The organism is Massilia sp. LXY-5 (genome assembly GCF_059801075.1).
This window is the reverse complement of the sequence record NZ_JBNNEH010000001.1, coordinates 440,664-457,646: the sequence shown is the minus strand read 5'-3', so window position 1 is coordinate 457,646 and position 16,983 is coordinate 440,664. Positions and strand designations below refer to the sequence as shown.

The 16,983-nt window shown below is 65.5% G+C and carries 13 protein-coding genes; 8 read left to right on the top strand and 5 right to left on the bottom strand.

Features of this window, described 5'->3' with window-relative positions:
* Window positions 1–32: 32 nt before the first annotated feature.
* Window positions 33–1,259, top strand: coding sequence for an efflux RND transporter periplasmic adaptor subunit (locus tag ACI48I_RS02070; protein WP_498573182.1), 1,227 nt, complete (start codon window positions 33–35; stop codon window positions 1,257–1,259).
* 4 nt (window positions 1,260–1,263) lie between these two features.
* A complete protein-coding gene (locus ACI48I_RS02065) occupies window positions 1,264–4,383 on the top strand; it encodes an efflux RND transporter permease subunit (protein ID WP_498573181.1) in 3,120 nt (1,039 codons plus the stop codon).
* 226 nt (window positions 4,384–4,609) lie between these two features.
* Here ACI48I_RS02065 and ACI48I_RS02060 read toward each other — a convergent pair whose 3' ends face one another.
* From ACI48I_RS02060 to ACI48I_RS02050, 3 genes are all read right to left on the bottom strand, one after another.
* Entirely contained in the window at window positions 4,610–4,804 is a 195-nt protein-coding gene (locus ACI48I_RS02060) for a hypothetical protein (RefSeq protein WP_193688409.1), read from the bottom strand.
* A 94-nt stretch (window positions 4,805–4,898) separates the two neighbouring features.
* Complete coding sequence (gene xerD / locus ACI48I_RS02055) at window positions 4,899–5,801, bottom strand: site-specific tyrosine recombinase XerD (protein WP_498573180.1); 903 nt, start codon at window positions 5,799–5,801, stop codon at window positions 4,899–4,901.
* A complete protein-coding gene (locus tag ACI48I_RS02050) occupies window positions 5,774–6,298 on the bottom strand; it encodes a methylated-DNA--[protein]-cysteine S-methyltransferase (protein ID WP_193688407.1) in 525 nt (174 codons plus the stop codon). Before ACI48I_RS02050 ends, xerD begins: the two co-directional genes overlap by 28 nt.
* 121 nt (window positions 6,299–6,419) lie before the next feature.
* Here ACI48I_RS02050 and ACI48I_RS02045 point away from each other — a divergent pair, with 121 nt between their 5' ends.
* Window positions 6,420–9,308, top strand: a complete 2,889-nt coding sequence (locus tag ACI48I_RS02045; RefSeq protein ID WP_498573179.1) for an EAL domain-containing protein — start codon at window positions 6,420–6,422, stop codon at window positions 9,306–9,308.
* Between the two features lie 401 nt (window positions 9,309–9,709).
* On the opposite strand, the gene ACI48I_RS02040 is transcribed toward ACI48I_RS02045, so the two are convergent.
* A complete protein-coding gene (locus tag ACI48I_RS02040; protein WP_193688406.1) occupies window positions 9,710–10,702 on the bottom strand; it encodes a TRAP transporter substrate-binding protein in 993 nt (330 codons plus the stop codon).
* Window positions 10,703–10,811: 109 nt separating this feature from the next.
* On the opposite strand from ACI48I_RS02040, the gene ACI48I_RS02035 reads away from it, so the two are divergent.
* From ACI48I_RS02035 to ACI48I_RS02025, 3 genes are all read left to right on the top strand, one after another.
* The gene (locus tag ACI48I_RS02035; RefSeq protein ID WP_193688405.1) at window positions 10,812–12,803 is read left to right on the top strand and encodes a sensor histidine kinase; all 1,992 of its coding nucleotides are present in this window, start codon (window positions 10,812–10,814) and stop codon (window positions 12,801–12,803) included.
* Window positions 12,804–12,822: 19 nt separating this feature from the next.
* Window positions 12,823–13,404, top strand: coding sequence for a response regulator transcription factor (locus tag ACI48I_RS02030; RefSeq protein WP_193688404.1), 582 nt, complete (start codon window positions 12,823–12,825; stop codon window positions 13,402–13,404).
* Window positions 13,405–13,574: 170 nt separating this feature from the next.
* On the top strand, window positions 13,575–13,955 hold the full coding sequence (locus tag ACI48I_RS02025; RefSeq protein WP_193688403.1) for a DUF3052 family protein: 381 nt from the start codon (window positions 13,575–13,577) through the stop codon (window positions 13,953–13,955).
* On the opposite strand, the gene queG is transcribed toward ACI48I_RS02025, so the two are convergent.
* The gene (queG, locus tag ACI48I_RS02020) at window positions 13,950–15,032 is read right to left on the bottom strand and encodes a tRNA epoxyqueuosine(34) reductase QueG (protein ID WP_193688402.1); all 1,083 of its coding nucleotides are present in this window, start codon (window positions 15,030–15,032) and stop codon (window positions 13,950–13,952) included. The genes ACI48I_RS02025 and queG overlap by 6 nt on opposite strands.
* 54 nt (window positions 15,033–15,086) lie before the next feature.
* Here queG and tsaE point away from each other — a divergent pair, with 54 nt between their 5' ends.
* Window positions 15,087–15,572: a tRNA (adenosine(37)-N6)-threonylcarbamoyltransferase complex ATPase subunit type 1 TsaE gene (tsaE, locus tag ACI48I_RS02015; protein ID WP_193688401.1), complete on the top strand. Its 486-nt coding sequence runs from the start codon at window positions 15,087–15,089 to the stop codon at window positions 15,570–15,572.
* Window positions 15,536–16,963, top strand: a complete 1,428-nt coding sequence (locus ACI48I_RS02010) for an N-acetylmuramoyl-L-alanine amidase (protein ID WP_193688400.1) — start codon at window positions 15,536–15,538, stop codon at window positions 16,961–16,963. The genes tsaE and ACI48I_RS02010 overlap by 37 nt, the downstream gene beginning before the upstream one ends.
* Window positions 16,964–16,983: the final 20 nt, after the last annotated feature.

Sequence of the window (16,983 nt, the reverse complement as noted above, 5' to 3'; positions counted from 1 at the left end):
TCGCGCTCTCAACAATTCGAACAACGGCCGCCATGAAAATCGAAACCCTGCCGCTCACTTCCGCCCACCCCCTATCTACCCGGCGTCTGCGCTGGCGCAAGCCGGCGATCGCGCTGGCAGTCATTGCACTCGCGGGCGGCGGCTGGTTCGCGCTGCAGGGCAAGGGCACGCCGCCCGCAGCGGCGGCCGCTGCCGCCAAAAAGGCCGACAAGCCCACCGTGTTCGAACTGGCGCAGAACGACGTCGTCACGGTCGAGTCGCGCGAACTGGCGCTGCGCTTGCCCTTGTCCGGTTCGCTCGCGCCGCTGGCCCAGGCGACCGTCAAATCGAAGGTCTCGGGCGTGGTGCTCGATACCAGCGTGCGCGAAGGGATGAAGGTCGCGGCCGGCCAGGTCATCGCGCGCCTGGACGACGCCGACGCCCGCGCCCGCGTCGCCCAGCAATCGGCGCTGCTCAAGGAAGCGACGGCGCGCCTGGCAATGGCAACCAAGAACGAAGCCAACAGCCAGGCCCTGCTCAAGCAGAACTACATCTCGCAAAACTCCTTCGACACCACCCGCAACAGCGTCGAGCTGGCGCAGGCGGCGGTCGACGCCGCGCGCGCCCAGCTGGATCTCGCGCGCATCGCCCTCAACGACACGACCATCCGCGCGCCGCTCGCGGGCGTGGTCAGCAAGCGTTATGTGCAGGCCGGCGAAAAACTCTCGCCGGACAGCCCGGTGATGGCGATCGTCGACCTGCAGCACCTGACGCTCGACGCGCAAGTGCCGGCCTCCGACATTCCGCGCGTGCAGGTCGGGCAGGACGTGCGCTTCAAGGTCGACGGCTTCGACAAGCGCAGTTTCGAAGGCAAGGTGGCGCGCATCAATCCGGCCACCGAGCCCGGATCGCGCTCGATGCTGGTGTATATCAGCGTGGCCAACGACGACGGCAGCCTGCGCGCGGGCATGTTCGCGAAGGGAGAGATCACGACCGAAAAATCCGCCCCACGTCCGATCGTGCCGCTGGCCGCCCTGCGCAAGGATGGCGCGCGCGACGTCGTCTACCGGGTCGACGGCGGCAAGGTGGTGGCGCAGCCGGTCCAGCTGGGCATGCGCAGCGAAGCCGAGGGCATGGCCGAGGTCACGGGCGGCGTCGAAGCCGGCGCCGTGCTGCTGGCCGTGCCGCTCGACGGCGTGAAGCCGGGCAGCGACGTCAAGCTGGCGAAAGCGGCCAACAGCGCAGCGCCGGCTCCGGTCGTCGCGGCGAAGAAAGGCTGACATCATGTGGGTCACCAAAGTCAGTATTCGCCACCCCGTCTTCGCGACCATGGTCATGGTCGGCCTGATGGTGCTCGGCATGTTCTCGTACCGCTCGCTCGGCGTGGAAAGCATGCCGAACGTGGAGATTCCGTTCGCCTGGGTCGAGACCCAGTATCCGGGCGCCTCGCCGGAACAGGTCGAGAACGACGTCACGCGGCCGATGGAAGAAGTCATCAATACCGTCAGCGGCATCAAGAACATCCGCAGCAATTCCTGGGAGGGCCGCAGCGGCGTCTCGATCGAATTCCACATCGCCACCAACATGGACAAGGCGATGCAGGACCTGCGCGACAAGGTGGCGCGCGTGCGCCCCACCTTCCCGAAAGAGGTCAAGGAACCCTTCCTGATCCGCGCCGACGGCGAGAACCAGCAGCCGGTGGTGCGCCTGTCGGTCACCTCGAACGAACGCGACATGCGCGCGCTGTCGACGCTGGCGGAACAGGTGATCGTGAAACGCCTGCAGAGCGTGGCGGGCGTGGGCGAAGTGCGCACCGGCGGCGTGGCGCGGCGCCAGATACTGGTGCACGTGAAGCCCGAGCAGCTGCGCAGCCAGAACATCGGCATCGACGAAGTGCTGCGCGCGATCCAGGCGACGAATACCAATCTCCCGGCCGGCAACCTGCAGTACGGCGCGGCCGAGCGCCTGGTGCGGGTCGAGGGCAAGATGCGCGAAGCGCGCGAGTTCAACAACATCATCGTGGCGCGCCGCGCCAGCGGGCCGGTCTATCTGTCGCAGGTGGCGGAAGTGGTCGACGGCGAGCGTGAAGAGACCTCGATCTCGCGCGTCAACGGCGTGCGCGCCATTTCGCTCGACATCACCAAGGTCCAGGATGCTAACACGGTGCTGGTCGGCACCGGCATCCTGAAGATGGTGGAAGAGCTGCGCAAGACGATGCCGAAAGACGTCAAGTTCCGCGTGATGGACGACCAGTCCACCACCGTCCAGCACCAGCTCGACAACGTGAAGCGCACCATCATCGAAGGCGCGCTGCTGACGATGGTGATCGTGTTCCTGTTCCTGCACTCCTGGCGCAGCACGGTGATCACGGGCCTCACCTTGCCGATCTCGGTGCTGGCCTCCTTCATCGCGATGCGCTACTTCGGCTTTACCCTGAACTTCCTGACCCTGATGGCGCTCTCGCTGTGCATCGGCCTGCTGATCGACGATGCGATCGTGGTGCGCGAGAACATCGTGCGCCACCTCGGCATGGGCAAGAGCCATCTGCGCGCGGCCGAAGACGGCACCAACGAGATCGGCCTGGCGGTGATGGCGACGACCTTCGCGATCGTCGCCGTGTTCGTGCCGATCGCCTTCATGGACGGCATCATCGGGCGCTTCTTTTTACAGTTCGGCGTGACGGTGGCGGTGGCGGTGCTGGTGTCGCTGTTCGTCTCGTTCACGCTCGATCCGATGCTGTCTTCGGTGTGGCCGGATCCTGTAAAAGACCGCTTCAAATATGTGCCGTGGCTGGGCCGGATCATGGCGAGGATCGAAGTCGGCATCGAGCACGTGCACGGTATTTATGGCCGCGTGCTGGCGCTGGCCCTGCGCTGGAGGAAATCGACGCTGGCGCTGGCCCTGGGCATTTTCGTCGGCAGCCTGTTCCTGATCCCGATGATCGGCGGCGAGTTCGCTCCTAAAACCGACGACGGCTTCATCCAGATGAAGTTCAAGACCCCGGTTGGCTCGAGCCTGGCCTACACCGACGGCAAGGTGAAACAGGTGGAAGAGGCGCTGCGCGCCTATCCGGAAATCGAGGCGATCAGCAGCGCCATCGGCGTCTACGAGGGACATAACAGTGCCCAGGTGATCCTGAAACTGACCGACGTGAAGAAGACGCACCGCCGCTCGCAGGAAACGATGGAGTCGGTGATTCGCGCGCGCCTGCAGCCGATCGCCGGCATCACGATGTCGGTCGGTAACAAGCCGATCTTCATCGCGATTCTCGGCCGCGACGAAGCCAAGCTCGACGCCGCCGCCCACAAGCTGATGGACAAGATGCGCGCCATCAAAGGCGTGGCCGACATCGAGTACAGCCAGGAAGGCGCCAATCCCGCCACCGTCATCAAGATCAACAACGAGCTGGCGAGCGACCTGGGCCTGTCCGTGGCGCAGGTCGGCGCGGCGCTGCGTCCCTTCGTGGGCGGCGACCAGATCAGCAACTGGCTGGCGCCGGACGGCCAGAACTACGAAGTCAACGTGCAGCTGCCGCGCAGCAGCCGCCAGAAGGTGGCGGACCTGGCCGACCTGTCGCTGGCCTCCTCGCGCGTCGACGCGGCCGGCAACCCGATCATGGTGCCGCTGCGCCAGGTGGTCGAGTTCGTGCCTTCGTTCAGCCCGCAGGTGTTAAAACGCCAGGCGCTGGAACGCCGGGTCGCGATCTATGCCGGTATCGAAGGCCGCCCTTCGGGCGACGTGAATGCCGACATCAAGAAGGCGATGGAGTCCATCGAACTGCCGGAAGGCGTGCGCTTCGACGTCGGCGGCGATGCCCAGCAGATGGCGGAAACGATGGCCAACTTCGGTTCGGCGATCGTGATCGCGATCATCTTCATCTACCTGGTGCTCGCTTCGCAGTTCGGCTCCTTCCTGCAGCCGATTGCCATCATGATGTCGCTGCCGATGTCGCTCATCGGCGTGCTGCTGGCGCTGCTGGCCACGGGCAGCACCCTGAACGTGTTCTCGGTGATCGGCGTCGTGATGCTGATGGGTTTAGTCACCAAGAATGCGATCCTGCTGGTCGACTTCGCGAACCACGGCCAGCGCGAAGGCAAGGCGCAATTCGCGGCGATCCTGGAAGCGGGACAGGTACGCCTGCGCCCGATCCTGATGACGACGCTGGCAATGATCTTCGGCATGCTGCCGATGGCGATCGGCGCCGGCGACGGTGGCGAAACGCAGGCGCCGATGGGACGGGCGGTGATCGGCGGGGTGATTACCTCGACGCTGCTCACCCTGGTGGTAGTGCCGGTGGCCTACAGTTATCTGGACAATATCGGCAAGCGGGCACGCCGCTGGTTTGCCAAAGGGCACGAGCATGTGGCCGAGGTCGCACCTGTCATCGCGAAGGAAAGCGCGTAGGGAATGCCCGGGATGCTTGAGTCACCCCCGGGCCGCCGCGTAACGTAGGGGTGGGCGAGGCCAATGGCCTCGCCTACGGTTTCATCGGGCTCCCCGAGCCCACGCGTGAACGCGCCGCAGTAACGTAGGGTGGGCTCTCCGAGCCCACGCGTGAACGCGCCGCAGTGTCAGCTTCATTCGAAGCCAATACTGCGGCGCGTTATCGTATCAACATGTACAAAATCGACTACGGCGTCTGCGTCTCCTGCGCATCCGCATTCACCTCAGTATCGCCCTCGGCATCGTTCGACGCCTCCTCCGTCATCCCTTCCCCCTGCGGATGGTTCTTCGCTTCTGCTTTCCGCTTGGCTTTTTCTTCCGCCTTGCGTTTCTTTTCCAGTTCCCGTTGCCGCTTCTCATAACTGAAGTTGGTTTTGGCCATGATCACCTCTTATGCTCTGACTTGAATGGATGTAGAGCGCGGAACGCTCCCGGTGCGCGACTATTATGCGCCAGATAAGCTTTCAAGTTTTGAATTAACCACGTGGATGGTGCTGTGCATGCAGATGCTTCAGGCGTTCGCGCGCAACATGGGTGTAGATCTGTGTGGTGGAAATGTCGGAGTGTCCCAGAAGCAGTTGCACCACGCGCAAGTCGGCGCCGTGGTTGAGCAAATGGGTGGCAAAGGCATGGCGCAGCGTGTGCGGCGACAGCGGCGCGTGGATGCCGGCTTTGACAGCATGCTTCTTGATCACGACCCAGAACATCTGGCGCGTCATCGGTCCGCCGCGGCCCGTCACGAACAGGGCGTCGTCGACCTGCCCGTTCAGGATGATGCCGCGCGCATCCTTCAAATAGCGCTCGAGCCAGGCACGCGCTTCGGCGCCGAACGGCACCAGCCGTGTCTTCGCGCCTTTACCCGTGACCCGCAACACGCCATCGTTCAAGCTGAGTTCGACAATTTTCAGGGCCACCAGTTCCGACACCCGCAGTCCGCTCGCATACATGAGTTCGAGCATCGTGCGCTCGCGCAGGCCGAGCGGCGTGGCGACGTCGGGCGCGGCCAATAATGCCTCGACTTGCGCTTCGGAGAGCGTATGCACGAAGCGCGTCGGCTGGCGCGCGGTGGCCATCTTCAGGCAGGGGTCCTCGGCTACCTGGTTACGCCGCAGCGCCAGCGCATAGAAACGTTTTAAGACCGACAACCGCCGGTTCGCCGTGCTCGGCTTGGTGTCGGGATGGCGCTCTGCGAAATAACTGGCCAGGTCTTCGGGGCCGGCGCCGAGCAGGCCGCGGCCGGGGCGTTTGACGCCGAGCCAGGTCGAGAACATGCGCATGTCGCGCCGGTAAGCGTCGAGCGAGTTCTTCGCCAGGCCCTGCTCGAGCCAGAGCGTGTCGCAGAACTCGTCGATCAGTCCCAGATCGCCTGCTGCTGCCATGGAGATGCGGTCGCGCCTTCGTGGCGCAGCAGCCAGCGTTTCACCGACAGGTGAAAGCCGTTTTCGTCGTCGTTGTTCGAAAAGCCGCCAAGGCCGCCGGCGGCGGTCACGCGGTGGCAGGGAATGACGAGCGGGAACCAGTTGGCGCCGCAGGCCTGGCCGACCGCGCGCGGGGCCGAGCCGATGTTCTTGGCGATCCTGCCGTAGGTAAGCACCGAGCCGCGCGGGATGGCGCTGATCGCGTCCCACACGCGTTTCTGGAAGGCGCTGCCGGCCTCGAACAGCGGCAGATCGAAGCGGAAATCGGGGTCCGCCAGGTAACGCTCGACCTGCAGCGCGGCCTGCTCGGCCACGGCATCCTGGGCGTCTTTCTCGTGGAAACGCGGCTGCAAATAGACGAGCTCGCGCACCCGTTGATCCTCGGTGCGGATGCCGATCGCGCCGAACGGGGCCGCCACGATGGCGGAAAACAGCTCGCTGCCTTGTTGTGTAGTCATCGCCACAGTTTACTCCTCGCGCGCCGCGCTTACCAAACTTTTTCGCTGGGGAAATTGCCTGTCCGTGGCGGCCGGCTGAGCCGAAAAAGGCTATGCTGGCCTCATACGTGACAGGATCCCCATGCCGCCCGCGAAACGCATTCTGGCCCTTCTGTTCCTGCTTGCCTGCCTGGCCCAGGCGGGCGCCGCGCCGCAGGCGCCGCTGCGGGTCGGAATTTATCAGAATGCGCCGAAAGTGTTCATGAACGAGGACGGCGGCGCCTCCGGCATCCTGGTCGACCTGTTGCGCGAAATGGCCAGCGCCGAACACTGGCCGCTCGAATTCGTCGCCTGCGAATGGCAGGCCTGCCTGGACGCGCTGTCCGCGGGCCGGATCGACCTGCTGCCCGACGTGGCCTGGTCCGAGGAACGCGCGCGCCGCTATGCCTTCCACCAGGTGCCGGTGCTGCACAGCTGGTCGCAGATCTATGCGCGTCCCGGCAGCGCGATCCGTTCCCTGCTCGATTTGAAAGGCCGCCGCGTGGCCGTGCTGGCCGGCTCGGTGCAGGCGCAAGTGCTCCCTGGCGTGCTGGCCGGGTATGGCGCGGTGCTGGTGCCGGTCGTCTCGCTCGAGCAGGGCTTCGCGATGGTCGGCAATGACCAGGCCGATGTCGTGGCCGCGAACCACTATTATGGCGAGGCCAGCGCGAAGGCGCACGGGCTCGAGGCCACGCCGGTCGTGTTCAATCCGGCGCGCCTGTATTACGCTGCCATGCCCGGGCGCCAGCCGGCGGTGCTGGACGCCATCGACCGCCACCTGGGCGCCTGGCGCGCCGACCCGGACTCGGTGTATTTCGCCTCGCTGCGCCGCTGGCAGGCGGCCGGGCCGGCGCCCGCGGTACCGCCGGCTTTGCTGTGGACCCTGGCCGCGACCATCGGCCTGCTGCTCTCCGCGCTGGCCGTGGCGAGCTGGCTGCGCACCGAGGTCGCGGCGCGCACGCGCGCGCTGCGCGACAACGAGCGCAAACTCTCGACCATCCTCGACAGCGTCGATAGCCTCATCTACATCAAGGATGCCCAGTCGCGCTTCCAGTACGTGAACGGCGCCCTGTGCCGCCTGCTGAACCGGCCGGCGGCCGCCATCCTGGGCAAGACCGATGCCGACCTGTTCGGTCCCGAGCAGGCCAGGATGACGCGCGCCGGCGACCTCGCCGTCATCGAGCGGCACGAGCGTTACGTGGCGGAGGAGTGCCTCAACGGCAAGCTTTACCTGACCACCAAAATCCCGCTGGTGCACGACGAGGAAGTCCACGCGCTGTGCGGCATCACTACCGACATCACACCGCGCAAGCAGGCCGAGGAATCGCTGCGCATCGCCGCCACCGTGTTCCAGTCGGCCGAAGGCATGTGCGTGCTCACGCCCGATGCGATCATTGTCGAAGCCAACCAGGCCTTCGGCACGCTCAACGGCTGCCCGGCGTCGGAACTGGCCGGCGCGCCCTTCCCGCCGTTCTCGCTCGAGAGCGACGGCGACGACTACCGCGAACGGATGTGGGACAGCGTGCGCTACGAGCAGTCGTGGCAGGGCGAAGTCTGGACCCGGCGCCGCGACGGCGAGCGCTATCCGGCCTGGCTGACGGTCAGCGCCGTGCGCGATGCAAACGGCGTACTGACCAATTTCGTCTGCACCCAGTCCGACATCAGCGCGCGCAAGCAGGCCGACGAGAAAATCGTCCAGCTGGCCTATTACGATTCGCTGACCGGCCTGCCGAACCGGCGCCTGCTCTACGACCGGGTCACGGGTTGCCTCGGCCGGCACGGGCGCCAGGACCACGTGGGCGCCCTGCTGTTCCTCGACATGGACAATTTCAAGGACCTCAACGACAGCCGCGGCCATGTCGTCGGCGACCAGCTGCTGCAGCAGGTCGCCGCGCGCCTGCTGGCCTGCGTGGGCGCGAGCGACACCGTGGCGCGCCTGGGCGGCGACGAATTCGTGATCCTGCTCGACGCGCTCGGTCCGGACGAGCCGCAAGCGCGGCAGCATGCCGAGGCCGTGGGCGAAAAAATCCTCGTGGCCCTGCGCGAACCCTTCGAGGTCGGGGGCGCCGTGCACCACGCCAGCTGCAGCATCGGCGTCACCTTTAGCACCGGCCACGAAGACAGGCTGGACGACCTGATGCGGCGCGGCGACCTGGCGATGTACGAGGCCAAGCGCCAGGGCCGCAACACGCTGCGCTTGTTCCATCCGTCGATGGAACACGAGGTGACCTACCGCACCGAGATCGAGACGGAGCTGCGCGCGGCGCTGCTCGATTCGCAGTTCGTGCTGCACTACCAGGGCCAGGTCGACGGCGACGGCCTGCTCACCGGCGCCGAGGCGCTGGTGCGCTGGCAGCATCCGACGCGCGGCCTGGTGGGACCCGCCGGCTTCATCGCCATCGCCGAGACCTCGGGCCTGATCCTGCCCCTGGGCCGCTGGGTGCTGCGCACCGCCTGCGAGCAGCTGGCGCTCTGGTCGGCCTCGGCGGCCACAGCCCACTTCACGATCGCCGTGAACGTCAGCGTGCGCCAGTTCCTGCAGCGGGATTTCGTTGAAGAGACGCTCGCCATCGTGCGCGAAAGCGGCATCGATCCGGCCTGCCTGAAACTGGAATTGACCGAGACCCTGATGATCGAAGGCGTCGAGGAAACGATCGGCAAGATGCATGCCCTGCGCGAACACGGCATCTGCTTCTCGCTCGACGATTTCGGTACGGGGTATTCGTCGCTGAGCTACCTGAAGCGGCTGCCGCTCGACCAATTGAAGATCGACCAGAGTTTCGTGCGCGATGTGCTGGACGACCCGAACGACGCCTCGATCGCGCGCAGCGTGGTTGCGCTGGGCAAATCCTTAGGCTTGAAAATCATCGCCGAAGGGGTCGAGACTGAGGCCCAGCGCAACTTTCTGGCGGGGATCGGGTGCGATCACTGGCAGGGGTATTTATTCAGCAGGCCGGTGGATGCCAGAACGCTGGAGGAGCTGGCAGCCTGAAACGATACCTACGGCGTCGAGGTAACGTACGGGGTCAGTGATGCCAATGCCAGGTGTTATAGCAAACTGACGGGTGTTCACGAAACCCCAGGCGAAAAAAAAGCGCACCCTTGGGTGCGCTCCAATCATCAGGCACGTCCCGGTCGTTTGGCAGTGCCAACGACTTCTGTCGAACGTGTGTCTCCTCTCATGATCTCCGGTATGGACTACCGTGCTTTTTCTGCCCCTCCAAAGACTGTGTCCGGGTTGCCTGCACCGCTTTGGTGCCGCAGCGCCCAATCATAACGCAACTGTGCCAACGAAGAATAGTTTTTTATATACGGTTTTCGCAAATGCACCACAGTCGAGGCGCCCGTGTCACGACACCCCTCGCGACACCGTTCTTACTGACCGAAGCGTCATTATTTCTCCGCTGTTTGTCGGGCAATTGCATCAATTAAATCCTTGCCGATACGACGCTCCATCTGGCGGTGCACCGGCAGCAGCGCGGCGCGCCATTTCTCCTGTTCCTGGGGCGTCAGGTAGTAGATCGTGGTCTTGCCCGCCTTGCGGATCGCCTCCAGCGCGCGGTCGTTGTCGCGCTGGGCGATCGTTTTTTCGAACGCGGTCGCGTCGCGCATCGCGCGTTCGAGCGCGGCGCGCACGTCGGTCGGCAATCCGTCCCAGAACTTGCGGTTGACGATCACCGCATAGCCGAGATAACCGTGGTTCGACACCGTCAGGTGCTTCTGCACCAGGTGCATGCGCTGGGTGTACATGTTCGAGGGCGGATTCTCGGTACCGTCGACCACGCCCGTCTCGAGCGCCTGGTAGGCTTCCGAGAAGGCCATCACCTGGGGCCGGGCCCCAAGCGCGCGCATCTGGGCGTCGAGCACGGTCGACGACTGGATGCGCATGCGCAGGCCGCGGAAGTCGAGCGGCACGTGCAGCGGCCGGTTGGCCGACATCAGCTTGAAGCCGTTGTCCCAATAGGCCAGGCCGGTGATGCCTTTCGACTGCAGCTTACCGAGCAGGTCGCGCCCGATCGGCCCCTCGGTGACGGCGTACAGCGCCGCCTTCGAGGGGAAGATATACGGCAGGTCGAACGCTTCAAATTCCTTCACGCCGAGCGGGCCGAACTTGGCCAGCGAGGGCGCCAGCATCTGGACGGCGCCCAGCTGCAGGGCTTCGAGCTCCTCCTTGTCCTTGTAGAGCTGGCTGTTCGGATACACTTCCACCTTGACCCGGCCGCGCGTGAACTGTTCGGCCAGCAGTTTGAAACGTTCGGCGGCCTGCCCTTTCGGGGTATCGGGCGCGACCACGTGGCTGAACCGGATGACGATCGGGGCCTGGGCCCAGGCGACATTGAGAGAGGCGACAAAGGCCAGGACCGCGGCCAGGAATTTGATGGTCATGCGTCGATCGAAAAAGATGAAATAAGCAAGGCGCCTGGCGCGGACCGCGGTTGCGTTGCCACGACAGAAGTCCACAATAGCATCGCACAAGAAAACCTTCCACTATCCCATGAATAACCCGTTTTCCCTGCGCCGCCGCGCCAACCTGGCCCGTCCCTGGCGCTGGCTGGTGCCGGTCCTGCTGGTGCTGCTGTTTCTCGCCGTCCTGTTCTGGCTGCCCTGGCAGGCGCGCCAGATGGAAAGCAACGAGCGCCAGGAACAACTGATCGCCGACACGCTGTGGGTCGAGCAGACCCTGCGCTTCGAACTCGCGCGCAGCGAGGAAGCGCTGGCCACGCTCGGCACCGACCTGGCCGACAAGCCGCCCGCGCCCGCCGTGCTGCAGGCGCGCCTGGCGCAACTGTTCAAGAACGGTCCGGAACTGCGCCGCGTGTTGTGGCTGGGGCCGAACGGCGAGGTGCTGGCGCGCCATGGGGCCGACCCGGCCGGCGGCGCGCCGGGCCTGAGCGAGACCCAGGAGATGGCGCGCCTGACACGGGCCGGACGCTACACCGAGCCCTACGGCGCCACCTCGCACATGCAGGGTTTACTGGACTATTACCTGCCGCTGTACCACGACGGCGCCTACGCCGGCAGCCTGATGGCGACCTACAGCCTGAAAACCCTGCTGAACGAAACCGTGCCCTGGTGGTTCGCCCAGGACAATGCCCTGTCCCTGCTCGACCGCAACGACGTCGCGGTGGCGGCGCGCGCCGACGGCGGCCCGGGGCGCGGGGTCTACACCCACCGCCGCGCGCTCGACCTGCCCGGCGCCTCGATCGTGCTCGCCACCGACAGCGTCAAGGGCGCGCCGCGCCTGCTGCCGAATTTACTCGTCGGCTCGGTGATCGTGCTGGCGCTCGGCTTGCTGTGGAGCCTGCTCACCCTGTGGCGCCACATCTCGCGCACGCTGGCGGCCGAGTCCGCGCTGCGCCAGCAGATGGCCTTCCGCACCGCGATGGAAAATTCGCTGATGACGGGCCTGCGCGCGCGCGACCTCGAGGGGCGCGTCACCTATGTCAACAAGGCCTTCTGCGAGATGGTCGGCCTGCCGCCGGAAGAGCTGGTAGGCAGGAAGCCGCCGATGCCCTACTGGGCGCCGGAAGCGCGCGGCGAATACGAGGAACGCTTCGCCGGCGTATTGGCCGGCACGATCACGCCGCAGTTCGAGACCGTGTTCCAGCGCTCGGATGGCGTCCGGGTGCCGGTGCTCGTGTTCGAGGCGCCATTGGTCGACAGCCGCGGCAACCAGACCGGCTGGATGAGTTCTATCCTCGACATCACCGACCGCAAGAAGGCCGAGGAACTCAATCGCCAGCAGCAGGAAAAGCTGGAAACGAGCGCGCGCCTGGCAACCATGGGCGAGATCTCGTCGATGCTGGCGCACGAGCTGAACCAGCCGCTGGCGGCCATTTCCAGCTACACGGCCGGCGCCCTGAATGTGCTCGAGCGCGCCGACAAGGGCGTGGCGATCGAGCCGACCCTGCTGCGGCGCGCGCTGGAGCAGGCGCGCCAGCAGGCCCAGCGCGCGGGACAGATCATCAAAAGCGTGCACGAATTCGTCAAGAAGAGCGAGCCGCAGCGCGAGACGGTCGATATCTACAGCGTGGTCGACGGCGTGCGCGCCTTGATCGAACTGCAGGCGCGCAAGTGGTATGTCGCCCTCCAGATCGAGCTGCCGGCGCGGCTGCCGCCGGTCTCGGCCGACCGCGTGATGCTCGAGCAGGTGCTGCTGAACCTGACGCGCAACGGCGTCGAGGCGATGGCGGACGTGGCACCCGAGCAGCGCATCCTGCGCATCACGGCCAGCGCCGACGCGGCTCAGGTATCCGTTTCCGTGATCGACAAGGGCCATGGCATCGCACCCGACGTGGCCGAGCGCCTGTTCTCTCCCTTCTTCTCGACCAAGGCCGAGGGCATGGGCATGGGACTGTCGATCTGCCGCACGGCGATCGAGTTCCACGGCGGCACGCTGACCCATGCGCCGAACCCGGGCGGCGGTACCGTCTTCACCTTCAGCCTGCCGCGGCCCTCCGCCGCCCCGCCGGCCGAGCTACAATGACGGCAACCAGGAGACCCCGATGCTGCATATTGTCGACGACGAAGACGTGATCCGCGATGCCCTCGCCTGGCTGGCGCAGTCGCGCGGACTCGCGGTGCGCGGCTATGCCGGCGGCCAGGCCTTCCTCGACAGTGTCGGGGAACCCGACCCGGAGGGCGACTGCGTGCTGCTCGATGTGCGCATGCCCGACATGAACGGCATCGCCGTGTTCGACCAGATCATCAGCCGCGGCTGGCTGGCGCGGATGCCCGTCATCTTCCTCACCGGCCACGGCGACGTGCCGATGGCGGTCGATTCGCTCAAGCGCGGCGCCTTCGATTTCTTCGAAAAGCCCTTCAACGACAACGACCTGATGGACCGCGTCGACCAGGCCCTGGCCGCGGCCCGCAACGCCGCCAGCGCCGCCCGCGTGCAGGCGCGCCTGGCGACCCTGTCGGCACGCGAACGCGAAGTGCTCGACCTGATTTTGGCCGGCAAGATGAACAAGGTCGTGGCCGACGAACTCGGCATCAGCATGCGGACGGTCGAGGTGCACCGGGCGCACATCTTCGACAAGATGCAGGTCAAGACGGCGGTGGAGCTGGCGGGCTTGCTGAAGTAGTTCCCTTTCGGTTCCCTTTTCCCACACCACAACTCAGGCACGACTTCCGGTCACAAATGAGCGCGCACAGGACGTGCCGAACGCCGTCCCGTTTTGTCGATCGCTTGTAAAATCCACATTGAACGCGTCGCTGCTTGCGCCCGTGACGCCAACTTCTTTAGGGAAAGCAGATGAACGAAAAGACAGTTGCAGACCGCATGTTCCTGCGCAACGCGAAATCGATGCTGATCATGAACGGCAGCGTCCACCCGACGGTCGTGGCGCAGTTTCCGCAAGAGCTGGTCAAGGAAGGCGATGGCCCCTTCGACGTGATCATGATGTTCTGCATGAACCGCAAGGACCTCGAGCAATTCCTGCCGCAGGCCAAAGAACGGCTAAGCGACAAGGGTTCGCTCTGGATCGCTTACCTGAAGCAGACGGCCTCGAAAGCCACCGATATCAATCGCGACTCGATCAACGCTTATCTGAAGGAAAACGGGATCACCGCCGTGGCGATGATCTCGATCGATGGCGACTGGTCGGCCATGCGCGCCAAGCGCATCGAACTATGATGCGTGTTGCAGCAGCGCCCATTCGACGTGTTCGCGCACCAGCGCGGACGGGTGCGTTGCGCGCGCCTGCAGTGCCGCCACGATGAGCGGATCGCCGCGGCGCCCCTGCGCGGCATTGCCCAGCCCCACCGCCAGGTTGCGCAGCCAGCGCTCGTGGCCGATGCGCCGGATCGGACTGCCTTCCATACGGCGGTTGAATTCCTCTTCTTCCCACGCGAACAGTTCCAGCATGCTGGCGTCGCCGAGACCATTTCTTTCGTCGAAATCCGGCACCGTCGCCCGTTGCGCGAACTTGTTCCAGGGGCAGGCCAGCTGGCAATCGTCGCAGCCGTAGATGCGGTTCCCGATCAGGCCGCGCAGCTCGACCGGAATGCTCCCCTTCAGTTCGATCGTCAGGTAAGAGATGCAGCGCCGCGCGTCGAGCCGGCCAGGGCCGAGGATGGCCTGGGTAGGACAGAGGTCGATGCAGTTGCTGCAGGCGCCGCAGTGACTGCTCGTCGGCGCATCGACCGGCAGTGGTAAATCGACCAGGATCTCGCCGATAAAAAAGGTCGAGCCGGCGTCGCGCGAGAGCAGCAGCGTGTGCTTGCCGCGCCAGCCCAGGCCCGCCTTTTCTGCCAGCGGCAATTCCATCACAGGTGCCGAATCCGTAAACACCCGGTAGCCATATTCGCCGATCTCGCCCTTCACGCGCTCGGCCAGCTGGGCCAGGCGGTTGCGCAGCACCTTGTGGTAATCGCGGCCGCGCGCATACATCGACACCACGGCGGCGCCCGGCTCCAGCTGGCGCGCCAGCTCGCGCTCGCGCCAGCCCTCCTGCAGCGGCAGATAATCCATGCGCGCCACGATCGCGCGCACCGTTCCCGGCACCAGTTCGGCCGGCCGGGCGCGCTTCATGCCGTGGCTTGCCATATAATCCATCTCGCCGTGATGACCCGCCGCCAGCCAGGCAGTCAGCCCTTCTTCGGCGTGCGCGAGGTCGACGTCGGCGATGCGGACGTCGGCAAAGCCGAGTTCGCGTCCCCAGGCCTTGATGGCACGGGTCAGTTCCTGCAGGTCGGGGAGTTGAATGGACATTCGGTCAAGGACAATCACGGCACCAGCGCGCCACCAAACCTACCATTTTAATTGATGCAGCACTTCACAGCCTACCTGCCGGACGAATCGGCGACCCTTCTCCTTGGCGCCGCCCTGGCCCGGGCCGTCGTTCCGGGCCTCGTCATCTACCTGCACGGCGACCTCGGCGCCGGCAAGACGGCGCTCACGCGCGCGCTGATCCAGGCGGCCGGGCACCAGGGCACCGTCAAAAGCCCGACCTATACCTTGTCGGAACCGTATCGGGTGCAGCTGGACGGCCAGCCCGCCAACATCATCCACTACGACCTGTACCGCATGTCCAGTCCGGAGGAATTCCTGGATGCGGGCTTTCGCGAAGACTTCGACGGCAAGAACATCTGCATCGTCGAGTGGCCGGAAAAGGGCGAGCCGGTGTTGCCGCCACCCGACGTCCGGGTGTCGCTCGAGGTCCACGGGGTCGGACGTGCTGTAGAATTGCAGGCGTTGTCTCCACAGGGCCTGCTATGTCTCGACCGCCTCTCCTTCGCCCCGCCTCCGTGACCTCCCCTGCGCGCCGCCGTACCGTGCTCAAAGCCGGCGGCACGCTGCTGCTGTCGGTGATCGCCCCGCTGCCCGCATATGCGGCGCAGATTCTCGCCGTGCGCGTCTGGCCGGCCGACGACTACACGCGCGTCACGCTGGAAAACGACACCAACCTGAAGGCCGAGCACTTCCTGGTGCCCGATCCGCCGCGCCTGGTAGTCGACATCGACGGCCTGCAACTGAACGACACCCTGAAAAGCCTGGTGGCGAAAATCGAGTCGAACGACCCGTACATCAAGCAGGTACGCGTCGGCCAGAACCGCCCGAACGTGGTGCGCCTGGTGTTCGACCTGAAGGAAGAAGTCAAGCCGCAGGTGTTCACGCTGGCCCCGGTCGCGGAGTATAAACACCGCCTGATCTTCGACCTGTATCCGGTACGCGAAGCCGATCCGATCGCGGCCCTGATCGACAAGGGAGAATGGTCGCCCGGCGACGGCACGGCCACCGCGGTGCCGGCCGTACCGGTGCCGCCCGCGCAGCCGGTAGCGCCCGATCCGGTGGCGCGCCTGGAAGCGGAAATCGCCGCCATGAGCGGCAACGCGGCACCGCGCGCTACTCAGCCAATGCAGCCGACGCCGGCGCCGGCGCCGGCGCCCGGCAAGCCTGCGAATAAACCGCCGCTCCCTGCGAACAACGTGGTGCGGATGGTGACGATCGCGCTCGACCCCGGCCACGGCGGCGAGGACCCGGGCGCGATCGGCGCCACCGGCACGCGCGAAAAGGACATCGTGCTGGCGGTGGCGAAAAAACTGAAAACGCGCCTGGAAGCGCTGCCGAACACGCGCGTGATGCTGACCCGCGACGGCGACTATTTCGTCCCGCTCGGCACGCGCGTGGAAAAGGCAAGAAAGGTGCAGGCCGACCTGTTCGTCTCGATCCACGCCGACGCCTTCATCGAGCAGCGCGCACGCGGCTCGTCCGTTTTCGTGCTCTCCGAAAAAGGCGCCAGCTCGACCGCCGCACGCTGGCTCGCGACCGACCAGAACAAGGCCGACATGATCGGCGGCGTGAACCTCGCCAAGCATGACCGCCAGCTGGCCAGCGTGCTGTTCGACCTGTCGACGACGGCCCAGATCAACGACAGTTTAAAACTCGGCAAGGCGGTGCTGGGCGAGATCGGCGGCATCAACCGGCTGCACAAGGCGGCCGTCGAGCAGGCCGGATTCGCGGTGCTGAAAGCCCCGGACATTCCGTCGATCCTGGTCGAGACGGCCTTCATTTCGAATCCGGAAGAGGAAGCGAAGCTGAAGGACGACGACTACCAGGAGCAGCTGGCGAACGCCATCACCAAGGGCATCAAGCGTTATTTCTCGGCGAATCCGCCGATGGCGAAGAGCCGCATGACGTAAGGCCGCATTCCGGGCTGCCA